At 48.6% G+C, this 11,675-nt stretch carries 11 protein-coding genes; 9 read left to right on the plus strand and 2 right to left on the minus strand.

Going from position 1 to position 11,675, the window contains the following annotated elements:
• The 5 genes from Q0198_RS02955 to Q0198_RS02975 form a co-directional block, all read left to right on the plus strand.
• Window positions 1-894: divergent polysaccharide deacetylase family protein (locus Q0198_RS02955; RefSeq protein ID WP_297894756.1), on the plus strand; the 894-nt coding region annotated here is incomplete at its 5' end.
• Entirely contained in the window at window positions 878-1,666 is a 789-nt protein-coding gene (locus Q0198_RS02960; protein ID WP_297894758.1) for a DNA-processing protein DprA, read from the plus strand. The genes Q0198_RS02955 and Q0198_RS02960, both read left to right, overlap by 17 nt.
• A 197-nt stretch (window positions 1,667-1,863) precedes the next feature.
• Complete coding sequence (gene ruvX, locus Q0198_RS02965) at window positions 1,864-2,256, plus strand: Holliday junction resolvase RuvX (RefSeq protein WP_297894761.1); 393 nt, start codon at window positions 1,864-1,866, stop codon at window positions 2,254-2,256.
• Window positions 2,257-2,702: 446 nt separating this feature from the next.
• On the plus strand, window positions 2,703-3,071 hold the full coding sequence (locus Q0198_RS02970) for an EthD domain-containing protein (RefSeq protein ID WP_297894764.1): 369 nt from the start codon (window positions 2,703-2,705) through the stop codon (window positions 3,069-3,071).
• Between the two features lie 790 nt (window positions 3,072-3,861).
• Window positions 3,862-4,548, plus strand: a complete 687-nt coding sequence (locus Q0198_RS02975; protein ID WP_297894767.1) for a tetratricopeptide repeat protein — start codon at window positions 3,862-3,864, stop codon at window positions 4,546-4,548.
• A 635-nt stretch (window positions 4,549-5,183) separates the two neighbouring features.
• Here Q0198_RS02975 and Q0198_RS02980 read toward each other — a convergent pair.
• Both Q0198_RS02980 and Q0198_RS02985 read right to left on the minus strand, forming a co-directional pair.
• Complete coding sequence (locus Q0198_RS02980; protein WP_297894770.1) at window positions 5,184-6,566, minus strand: FAD-linked oxidase C-terminal domain-containing protein; 1,383 nt, start codon at window positions 6,564-6,566, stop codon at window positions 5,184-5,186.
• Window positions 6,559-7,287: a plasminogen-binding N-terminal domain-containing protein gene (locus Q0198_RS02985; protein ID WP_297894781.1), complete on the minus strand. Its 729-nt coding sequence runs from the start codon at window positions 7,285-7,287 to the stop codon at window positions 6,559-6,561. The genes Q0198_RS02980 and Q0198_RS02985 overlap by 8 nt, the downstream gene beginning before the upstream one ends.
• Window positions 7,288-7,426: 139 nt before the next feature.
• Here Q0198_RS02985 and Q0198_RS02990 point away from each other — a divergent pair, with 139 nt between their 5' ends.
• The 4 genes from Q0198_RS02990 (at window position 7,427) to Q0198_RS03005 (ending at window position 11,670) form a co-directional block, all read left to right on the plus strand.
• A complete protein-coding gene (locus Q0198_RS02990) occupies window positions 7,427-8,596 on the plus strand; it encodes a peptidoglycan DD-metalloendopeptidase family protein (RefSeq protein WP_005871954.1) in 1,170 nt (389 codons plus the stop codon).
• An 8-nt stretch (window positions 8,597-8,604) separates the two neighbouring features.
• Window positions 8,605-9,984 carry a magnesium transporter gene (gene mgtE / locus Q0198_RS02995; protein ID WP_291936371.1) on the plus strand — a complete coding sequence of 460 codons (1,380 nt, stop codon included), beginning with the start codon at window positions 8,605-8,607 and terminating at the stop codon, window positions 9,982-9,984.
• Window positions 9,969-10,556, plus strand: a complete 588-nt coding sequence (locus Q0198_RS03000) for an NUDIX hydrolase (RefSeq protein WP_297894786.1) — start codon at window positions 9,969-9,971, stop codon at window positions 10,554-10,556. The genes mgtE and Q0198_RS03000 overlap by 16 nt, the downstream gene beginning before the upstream one ends.
• Window positions 10,557-10,623: 67 nt before the next feature.
• A complete protein-coding gene (locus Q0198_RS03005; RefSeq protein ID WP_297894789.1) occupies window positions 10,624-11,670 on the plus strand; it encodes an alpha/beta fold hydrolase in 1,047 nt (348 codons plus the stop codon).
• The last annotated feature ends 5 nt before the right edge of the window (window positions 11,671-11,675 follow it).

Below are 11,675 nucleotides of genomic sequence, written 5' to 3' on the forward strand. Positions count from 1 at the left end.
AATTCCGCAAGACAAAATTTAGCGAGGCAAAATTCTGCAAACGGCGATTCGCAAAATTCCGTAAATTCTATAGCTTCCGCAAATTCCGCCGCCGCAAATTCGGTGGGTGAGGGACCTGACGTAAATTTTACCGCAGTAAATTCCGCGCCAGAAAATTCCATAAATTCTACTGCACAAAGTCCTGCTTCCGGCAGCGCAGACGATCTTTCTAAATCGCCGCGCAAGGCTTTGCCCGCAGGCTCTCGCGCAAAGTTAGCGATCATCATCGACGACGTAGGCACCGACGAGCAGGCGCAAAAGATCGCCGCTCTTCCCGTGCGCGTGACGCCGTCCATCTTCCCGCCCGAGTATCAGCGCAAGGACACGCGCTCGCTCGCTCGCGGCTTTGAGCATTACGCGATCCACCTGCCGATGGAGGCAAGCTCTGCTAAAAATAATTCCGCGACGCTGCGAGCTTCGGATAACTACGAGAAGTTGCGAGGCGTCATAGCCAAGCTGCGCGCGGACTTTCCGAACGCTAAATTTATAAACAACCACACCGGTTCTAAATTTACCGCCGACGAGCGCGCGATGCAAAACCTACTGCGCGCGATGAACGAGTATGGATTTTTATTTATCGACTCGCGCACGAGCCCCGCTACCAAGGCTAAGGCGGCGATGAAGGGGTTTGGCATGCGATACGTGCATCGCGATGTGTTTTTAGATAATCAAAACAGCGTCGCCGCGGTGCGCAAAAAGCTGCGCGAAGCCGTGATGCTTGCTAAAAAGCAGGGTTACGCCATCGCTATCGGCCATCCCAAAAGCTCCACTCTGCGCGCGCTTGCAAACAGCGCCGACATCCTAGGCGAGGTCGATTTGGTCTATTTGGACGAAATTTATGAGTACTACGAGTGAGCTCGGTTTTAAAATTCCAAGTTTAAGAAGGCTCGGTGCGAGCGAGCCCGCGCAGCTGTATTTTAGGGGCGAGCCGGCGGTGCTGCAAAAGCGTCGCATCTCGATAGTGGGCTCGCGCAAGATGAGCGTTTATACTAAAAATTTGATCCTGCGCCTTTCGCGCGCTTTGAGCGATGCGGACTTTTGCGTCGTAAGCGGCGCGGCGATCGGTTGCGACATAGCCGCGCATGAAGGGGCGTTTCCAAACACGATCGCGGTTTTTGGAAACGGCCTTGATCAAATTTATCCCGCGCAAAACGCCGCCATGATCGGCAAAATTTATGAGCGTAGCCTCGCGCTTAGCGAGTATGAGGACGGCGTGAGCGCGCGCGGATTTCAGTTTTTGCAGCGCAACCGTATCGTCGTGGCTCTGTCCGAGGCGCTGATCGTCGCTCAGGCAGAGCCCCGCAGCGGCTCGCTGCAAAGTGCGCGCCTGGCTCGCGAGATGGGCGTGCCCGTGTACGTGCTGCCGCACCGAATGGACGAGAGCGCGGGCACGAATGATCTGCTCGCAAAATCTCAGGCGCGACTGATCGCGGATTTTGGGGAGTTTGTCGCGTCTTTGGCTCCGCAGACGACGCAAAACACTGAGCGCGCGCAGGATGAGGTGATGGAATTTTTAGCGCTAAATTCCGATCTGCAAGCGGCGATCGAGCGCTTCGGCGATAAAATTTACGAATACGAGCTTGAAGGCAGGATCGAAATTTTAGGCGCAAAGATCGTGGCAAAGTAGCCGGCGGCAGGCGCTTGCTCGCCGTGATTTAATCGGCGCGCTCGCCGGTACGGCTTATTTGCACGGCGCGTAGTCTGCGCGGTCGGAGTTTAAATTTAGAAAAAGGCGGCTCGGTAAAATTTTACCTTCTGCAAGTAGCACTTGAGCTTAAAACAAACCCGCGCGGCTTGCCGAAGCCGAACTAAAAAGGATGAAATTTGATAGTTGCGATCGATCTTGGGCTTAAACGTATCGGCGTGGCGGCGGCACCGGATGATAAGACGCCGCTTCCGTGCGAGCCGATCCTGCGCAAAAACCGCACCCAAGCCGCGCGCGAGCTAAGCGAGCTGCTGCGCGAAAAGGGCGCCAGCGTGCTCGTGCTGGGCGTGCCGCGCGGCGGGGCGAGCGAGGAGGAGATGAGCAGGCGCATACAACACTTCGCCTCGCTGCTGGATTTTGACGGCGAGATAAAATTCCAAGACGAGAGCTTTTCGAGCGCCGAGGCGGCGGAGTTTGCGAGCAAAGGCGCTAAGAGCGGCGGCAAGGATCCGCGCTTTGATAGCATCGCCGCGATGATAATTTTGCAGAGATTTTTGGCGAGCAAGGGCTAGGCGCGTGCGTGGCAACTCAATTTGCGCGCGGCTGCGCAAGAGAGAATTGCCATTCGTCTGTTTTGCCGATCACTTAATGCTTGCAAAATTTTATCTTGCCCGCCTAAACGGACGGAATTTATGCGCGCCGAAAGTCGGTAAAATTTTATCGTCCACTAAGGTTTGGCAGAATTTTACTTTGCCTGCAAAGAGCCTGCGGAATTTATTTTGGCGGTAGCCGTAAAATTACTCCATAGACAGTCAAACCAAGCGAGATTGACAGCGATTTAAGTTTTAAACGGCGAGGTTTATGCATTTTGGCGATTTGTGTTTGCGCGCACGGCTGCTATTTTAAGTTTTTTCAAGGTCTATTTAGACGCAAAGAACGCTAAGCAAAATTGCAAAAACGCGGATGCATCATAGAACAGGGTGTAAATTTTGAGATAGATTTCATTTAGGGAGCGGTTATGTTTAAGATCACGATGTTAGTAAAAAAGGCGCCGGGTATCACGCAGCAGGAGTTTGTGGCACACTGGGCGGCGCATTCACAAAAGGTTTTGGCTAATCAAAAGGCACTAAATATCGTCCGCTATGCAAAAACTATGCCCGTCTTTCCAGAGGGACAGAGCACCAGGCGCGAGACGGCGGCGTTTAGCTACGATGCGATGGGCGAGCTGTGGTATGAGAGCGTGCAGACGTTTGCGGAGGCACGAAACAGCGAGACGGCGCGAGTGGTGCTAGCTGAGCTGATGGCGGACGAGGCGAGGTTTTGCGATATGAAAAACTCCGTGATGTGGTTCGGCGAGGAGGAGGCTGTGATAGAGTTTGAGCGCTAGGGAGCGCGGCTTGCGCTTTGCAGCGAATAAAATTTTGAAGCGAAGCTCTTTAAATAGATAGAAATTCTACGTGGCATTTGGGTTTTAAAACTATCAGAATTTTACGAGCTGGGCTTGCGCGGCTGAAATCGTAATCGCAGTCTACATAGATGAAATTTACGTACGCTATACAGATACTGCGCGGCCTAAATTATTTTAAGGCTCATATATCTAAGTGGTGTAGATCTAAGAAGCCTGGGTATTGGAGCCAAAACGCCTAAAGACGCATTACGCTTGCGATTTTGGCATAGGCAAGCCGATTTCTAAGATAAAATTTAAAGGCTGGCGGCGTAAAATTTTTTAAAATTTCTAAGCAGCAATGTGAAATTTTCAAAAATTTTCTATGGCGCGGCAAGATGCTTGTCACGGGTTTGGTGCGCGACAAAATATTTTATGCACTAAATTATCGCTCTGATAAATCGCCATTGCAGAGGCTGCAGGTGCTTAAGACCTTAAGGATTAAATACGTTTTAGTCCTATTATAAAATACTATAGCCGTGGACAGTCATATAGACGTGCGAGTAAAAAAGTGGGATAGCCAGCCATAAAAACAATCTTGCAAGTAAAATTTTAATTTGTCTTTTTAAAATTCCGCTCAAAGTTCCGTTTAAAATTTTATTTAAAATTTTGCTTGGGATTTTGATAGGAATTTTGCAAAAATTCGCCGGAGATTTCACAGCTATTATCAAAAATTAAAATTTTATCCCTCGCTTTTTGCTATAATTATTTTTAAAATTTAAAAGGAGCAAAAATGAAAATTTTAGTGTCGATTACCGCACTAATCGTAGCAGCCTACTTGCTCGCGCAGATATTTTTCCCGCAGGGGGTCTCGTTTGTCGGATGCGGCGTCGGTAGGGCTAATTCGTGCGAAGACTACGGAGCATATTTGCTTGAGGAGCGCGATTATGAGGCAGCGAAAAAGCCGTTTGAAAAAGCTTGCGAAGCGGGGCTGGAAAATAGCTGTGCTATCGCGGGAGATTTATATTACGACGAGCAAAATTTATATAAAACTACGAAAGATAAGGGCAAGTCCGCGCGGTTTTATTCCAAAGCGTGCGAGCTTGGAGCTGCCAAAGCTTGCTACAACGCCGCGATAATCTCTTATAAAAATGCTGATAAGAAAAATACGTTCGCATTTTTTGCCAAATCATGCGATTTGGGACTAGGCGAGGGCTGCTTAAACGCTGCGGTCGCTAGCTACGAAGAGAAAGACTATCAGGGCGCTCTTAAGTTTTTCCTCAAATCTTGCGATGCTGCTTTGGCGGAGGGATGCCAAAGGGTCGGGCTAGCGTATTCAAAAAAGGAATTTGGCGAGCCGGATCTGGATAAGGCGATGATCTACTACGACAAAGCCTGCAAGCTGGGAGCTGAGTTTAGCTGCAATGTAGTAGCCGCGATGAATAAAATAAATGCAAGCGAGGCTAATGCGACTAAATAGATAGCAGGGCTAGCTAGATGATAATACGGCGAGATCGAAATTAGCGTAGAAATTTTGCGGAGCTTTATGGGATTTTATGAAATTTCGTGAAATTTTGTCTTTAAATTTTATTGCTGAAATTTCGCATATTGCGATAATAGCGGTAGATAGTGATTTTAAAATTTCAGTATTTTGGAAGTTAGAATTTAATCTATGCTGTGGATTTTATTGACAGAATTTTAACTTGTCATAGACTTATCCATCGCGATATAGGGATTTAATCATAATCTTAGTGCATCCCTGAAAGAGAAAAAATTGTGCAAACTAGCGAGTAGCTATGTAATCACAGCTGATATGGCAAAAATATCCGAAGAAGATCGCACGGGATAATTAATTTGCGAAGTAAATAAAATCAATTCACAAGGGAATGGGAATCTATCAATAAACAAGTGAAATTATTCATTGCAAAGCAAGCAAAATCGATCTGTAAATGGGTAGATCAAGCTTAAAACTAACTCGAAGTAGCCTGCAAATAAGCTAAATTGCAAGCAAGATAAATTTTAAGCAGGCATATTGTAAGAAAGTAAAATTTTAGATGAGATAAGTGGGATAAATCGATTTCAAATCACCGTAGAAGTTGGATGAAGATTTTAATTTTAAAGCCCCATTTTTCCGGGATTTAAGATGCCTTTTGGATCGAAAGCCCTTTTGATTGCGCGAAATAGCTCCATCTCTGCTGCGCTAAAAGCTAGTGGCATAAATTCTGCTTTGCTTAGTCCGATGCCGTGCTCGCCGCTGAGTGTACCGCCAAGACCAACTGCAGCTTTGAAAATTTCGGTGATCGCGTCATGTCCGCGTCGCACCTGAGCTTCATCTTTTTTGTCGGCGACCATGACGTTGGTGTGGACATTGCCATCGCCCGTGTGCCCGAAGCAGGGCACGCGCACGCCGTATTTATCGCCGATGCGCGCGATACGGCGCAGTAGTTCGGGCAGCTGCGAGCGCGGGACGGTGATGTCCTCATTTAGCTTAAGCGTGCCGTAGATATTGATCGCCTGCGAGCAGTTGCGTCTCGCAAACCAAATGCCCGCACGCTCTTCTTCGCTTTCTGCGATGCGAAAGTCGCTCGCGCCGTTTTGAACGAAAATTTCTTTTATGAGCGCGAGCTCCTCCAAAAGCACTGCTTCTAAATTGCCGTCTGTTTCGCAGATCAAAATCGCGCCCGCGCCCTTCGGCAAGCCTTTGTGAAATTTCTCCTCGACCGCGGCTATGCACAGCGCGTCTAAAAATTCCATCGCCACGGGCGTAATACCGGCAGCCATCGTCTTATACACGGCATTCATTGCCGCATCTACGCTAGGAAAGACGCCCATCGCAGTCTTTTTAAGCTTTGGCATCGGGATTAGTTTGAGCGTGATTTCGGTGATGATGGCAAGCGCACCTTCGCTTGCGATTAAAATTCCTGCCACGTTGAAGCCTGCGACATCTTTGATAGTGCGTTTGCCCGCTCGGATCACCTCTCCATTAGGCAGTACCGCACGCAGTGCCATTACGTAGTCTTTGGTGATGCCGTATTTTGCGGCGCGCATACCGCCGGAGTTTTCGGCAACATTGCCTCCTAGCGTGGAATAATCCTGGCTTGCGGGATCGGGCGGATAAAAAAGCCCGCGCGCTGCGGCTGCTTTTTGCAGATCGATATTTATGCAGCCGGGTTGGACTACGGCGAGTAGATTTTGCATGTCGATTTCTAGAATTTTATTCATATGTTTTTCAAATGCCAAAATCACTCCGCCGTTTGCGGCTAAAGATCCACCAGTAAAACCGCTACCTGCGCCTCTTGGAACTATGGGGATTAAATTTTCATTGCAGAATTTTAAAATTTGACTGACATCGTCCTCACTTCGCGGGAAAAGCACGCCGTCCGGCAGACAGCGCTTTTTTGTCGCGTCGTAGCAGTATGCCGTGCGATGAGCCTCGTCAAAATAGGCATTATCCGCGCCTAATAGATTTGTAAAAAACGCTTGCGCGGCGCTATTCATCGCCGTCTAAGCCCAGCAAATAGCGGTAGTGTTTGTCGTAATCGCTGATAGGGCCGTTAGTAAAGTCCCAAATGACGGTCTTTATCTCGCCCACGCGCGAGTAAAATGGCAGCTGATAATAAGCCACGCTGCCGCTAGCGAACGTACGCAAAGGCTTGAAACTACCGCAGTCGGCAAATACGCCTTGTTTATCCATCGCGATAAAAATCAGTCCGGCGCTGTTTTGCGCGCAAATTTTACGAAAATCGTCTCGGCTAGGATTTGGCTTGTGGTTGTAGCTAAGATAGGCGCCGCCAAGATCTGGGTGGATAAAATTTATATTAGGGAAAGCCTTGATAACCTGCTCGTAAATTTCAGCGTTAGGCGCGACGATTATGGCGCGGTCATAGAGGAAATTTAAGATCACTTTATCGCCGCTTGAGGGTAAAATTTTAGGCAGTGGCAGTGCCTCTTGAGCTAACATATCAAAGACCTCAAATCGCACCTTTGCCTTGCCTGCGCTTTTTTGTGTCACGACGGCACGCGCGATGATGGAGCTCGCGCCGCTACCGAAATTATGCATCACCACTCCGCTGCTGCCTACGGCAATCGTAGGGCTATCTGTGATCTCACCCGAACCATCAGTTACGCTAAGTAGGGCGGTTTCGTATCGCGGCATGTTAAATTCCGCCCCTATCGCCACGCTTAAAAATAGACTCAAAATAAGTAAAGCTTTTTTCAAAATTCTACTCCTGAATAAAATTTTGGCTAATTATACATAAAACTTTGAAATTAGCGATAAAATTCCGCGGTATTTACGAAATATAAGCGTTTTTTCGTTACAATCCCGCCTTAAAATAATATTTCAAAGCGGTTTTTATATGACTAGAATTTTTATATTGCTTTTTCTGTGGATAGGCGTAGTTTTTGCGAACAACCCCAGCGTAGAGAAGTTTGCCTGGCCCGATGGCGTAAGTCTGCTACAATTTATGGAAACTGCGGGCATCCCCGCGTCTGTATATTATGACCTGGATAAAGAGGATCAGGAGCTTGCCGCCGAGGTACGAGCTGGCGTGGAGTGTCAAATTTTGCGTGATCCAGCAGGTCGCGTCTCTCAGCTGTTAATCCCTGTCAGCGAGGAGCTTCAGATCCACATCTACCGCGATAAATTCGGCACTTTTAGATTCGTTTATACTCCGATAGTTTATGAGGAAAACAGCTACTCTTTAGGAATTCAGATCGAAAGCTCACCCTATCAAGATATCATCAAAGCTACGGGCAATGCGGCTTTAGCGAATGAGTTTATGCTTGTTTTTAAAAATGAGGTAAATTTTAAAAAGCTGCAAAAGGGCGATCGGCTTGTGATCTTGTATGAGCAAAAAACGCGCCTTGGCAAGCCTTTTGGCGGAGTAAATATCACCGCAGGAATGATCGAGGAAAATAAAAAGCCCAAATCGCTATATTTTTTCGATGATAAATACTACGACCGAAGCGGTAAAAAGGTCGAATCTTTTCTACTTATCACGCCGCTTGTTTATACTAGAATTTCATCCTATTTTACCCCTAAAAGATTTCATCCGATTTTAAAGCGATATCGCGCGCACTTAGGCGTAGATTATGCAGCCCCCAAAGGCACTAGGGTAAATGCCGCAGGGGCGGGCAAGATTAGCTTCGTAGGACGTAAAAACGGCTACGGCAACACCGTAGAGATCAACCACGGCGGCGGTATCAGTACGCTTTATGCGCATCTTAGCGGCTTTGCTAGCGGCACAAAAGCAGGCGTTAGCGTCAAGCAAGGTCAGCTAATCGCCTACGTGGGCTCGACCGGGCTTAGTTCGGGACCGCATCTGCACTTCGGACTTTATAAAAATAAGCAGGCTATAGATCCGCTTAAGGTAGTCAAGATTGAAAAAACTAACGTCATAAGTGCTGAGGAGCTTAAATTTAAAGCTCTCGTCAAAGATATGGACGCTAGAATGGCTGCGGCTAAAGACGGCTCGAAAAACCCGGCTAAATTTGAAAACTACGAGTCGCTTATCACGATAAATTAAGGCCAAAAATGGAAAATAAAGAGCAGCTGGACGACGTCGAGGAAGCCAAAGCGCTTCTTGATGCGCATCTAGGCGATACGCTTGAGCATGAGCTGAGTGCCGCCGATCTTACGGAGCATTTAAAAACTCTAAAAAAGCATGACGAAGAAAAATACGTAGAATTCTTAAAAAAGCTAGATCCTGAGGATCTTGCCGATGCTGCGCTTGAGATGCCCGAGCATATGCTCGAAGACGTCATCGAAACTCTACCTCACGAAAAGATCGTAAAAGCGATTGAGGAGCTAGAAAGTGACGATCAGGCGGAGCTTTTGCAAAACATCGGCGAAATCGACGAGGACAAGGCCGAGCAGATTTTCTATGGGCTTGACGAGGACGATCGCCACGATATTCTTACTATCTCCAAATATAGCGAAGATGAGGCGGGCGCGTATATGCAGACCGAGGTCTTTAGCGCGAGGCAGGATCAGACCCTGGGGCAGGCGGTCGAGATGCTGCGCGTTATGCGCGAAAAGGATGAGATCGAGAATGTCTTTCAGCTCTTCGTGCTCGATAAAAAGGGACATCTGCTTACTACCTTTTCGACGTCCGATCTGATTTTATACGATTTTTCACTCACGTTGGAGCAAATTTCACAAAAATTCGGCGCCGAAAACAAAATCCACTTCGCCACCGATACTGACAAGATCGACGACGTAATCAAGGACTTTGAAGAATTTGACCTTAACGTCATCCCCGTTGTCGATGCTAACGGCGTGCTTATCGGGCGTATCACCGCCGATGATATCCACGATCTCATCCAAGAGCGCGCCACCGAGCAAATTTACAACCTCGCGGGCGTCGATGACGAAGCCGAAGACGATGAGACTACGATCTTTAAGGCGGGTCGCGCGCGCGCCTTGTGGCTAGCGGTAAATTTATGCACGGCGATCGTAAGCTCCACGATCATCGGGCTTTTCGACGCCACTATCGAAAAGTTGGTCGCGCTCGCCGTACTTATGCCGATAGTCGCCTCCATGGGCGGCAACACCGGCACGCAGGCGCTTACGGTAACCGTGCGCCGCCTGGCCTTGGGCGAGATAGCGTTTAAAGACAAAAAGCAGGTTCTCTTTCGCGAGATCACGATCGCTTTTATAAATGGCCTCATTTTTGCCACGCTAATGGGGTTTGTGGCGTATTTTTGGTTCGGCATTAAGCTTTTGGGGCTGGTAATTGCGATGTCGATGGTGCTAAATTTAACGCTCGCGGGGCTTTTCGGCGCCGTCATTCCGATCACGCTTAAAAAATTAAATATCGACCCCGCCGTCGGTAGCTCCGTGCTGCTTACCACGGTAACGGATATCGTGGGATTTTTTAGCTTTTTAGGACTTGCGACGTGGATACTACTATAAAAAATTTTAAAATTTCCGAGCTTAAAAGCTCGAATTTCGTTAAACCCTTTCGCTTAAATTTTGAAATGGACGGCGTAGCGCGCGCGTGGGACTGCGTCAAGGTGCACGATAGCGTCTCGATTTTGCTTTATCATACGCAGCGCGACGCGCTTTTGCTCGTTAAGCAGTTTCGCCCCAGCGTGTGGTTTTATCAAGAGGAAAATTTAATAAATTCGCCCGAAAAGGGCTACACCTATGAGCTTTGCGCTGGCATTTTAGACAAGGGCATCAGCGAGGAGCAAACGGCGATCGAAGAGGTACTCGAGGAGACGGGCTATGCCGTGAAAGATCTGAAATTTATCACGAGCTACTACAGCGCCCTTGGCTTTGCGGCGAACCGTCAAATTTTATACTTCGCGTGCATCGACGAATCGATGAAGCTAGGTCGCGGCGGCGGCGTGGACGGCGAGAAGATCGAGCTTTTCTACCTGCCCGCAGCCAAGGCGCGAGAGTTTATGTTCGACGAAAAGATCGTGCGCGCGCCGGGGCTGATCCTAGCATTTCAATGGTTTTTGAGCGAGTTTAAAGTTTAGCGGCGAGATGGAATTTCGTGTGCCGCCGCGCGTTTTTGCGCCTCTGTTTTAAATTTAAAGGACGGCGATGAGGGTTTTATTTAGGCTGTGCGTTATCGCGGCGTGTCTTTATGCAGCGATCGCGGCGGGACTTTATATCTTTCAGGAGCGGCTGATATTTTTGGGCGAGCCGCTAGATAAAAACTTCAAATTCAGTTTTGAAAATTCCGAATTTGCAGGACTTGTAAACGTTCCCGAGAACGGCGAGCATTTAGAGGCATCAATGTCCGCTACGCAAAATGGCGCGGCGATAAATGGCGGCGCGGACGAAAGCGCTTCGGCGATTGGCGGCGTAAAGGAAAACGGCGCCGCAGCGGGCGAGATCAAAAACGAAAGCGCTCAAACTAGCGCCGAGCATATTGGCGAAAACGCCGCAGTAAACGGCGATGCGGGCAATAACGCAAAAGCCGCTGTGATAAAATTTCAAGAGATCAATATTCCGTTTGAGGGCAGATCGATAAACGGGCTAAAATTTAGCGCGGCAGAGCCTAAAGGCGCGATTTTGTTCTTTCACGGCAACTTCGGTGACGTAAGCGGCTGGGGCGCATACGGCGCGGATTTTGCGGCTTTGGGATATGATTTTTATATTTTCGATTACCCGGGCTACGGCAAATCGAACGGCAAAATTTCATCGCAGCAGCAGCTTTTGGCGAGCGCGGATGCGATGAGCCGTTACGTTTTGGCGCAGCATTCGCCCAAGAAGCTCGCGATGATCGGCTACTCGATCGGAAGCGGCATCGCGGCTCAGCAGGCTGCGAAGTGGGATGCGGCGCGGCTGATTTTGCTCGCGCCATATTTTAGCTTCGAGCGGCTCGCGCACGAAAAAATCCCCTTCGTGCCGAAATTTTTGATCCGCTATAAGATTCCGACTGCGGAATTTTTGCAAGCGGCACGCGGCACGCAGATCACGCTCATCCACGGAGCCGCAGATGAGCTGATACCGGTACGCCACTGTCGCGATCTTGCGGGATCTCTTAAGGCGGGCGATCTATTTTATGAAATACCAGACGCGCCGCATAACGGACTGCTGGCAATGCCCGGTATTTGGGAAATTTTAAAAGAGAGGCTGCGCTAATCTAG

This window comes from uncultured Campylobacter sp. (assembly GCF_938045205.1).
In the GTDB taxonomy this organism is placed as follows: domain Bacteria; phylum Campylobacterota; class Campylobacteria; order Campylobacterales; family Campylobacteraceae; genus Campylobacter_B.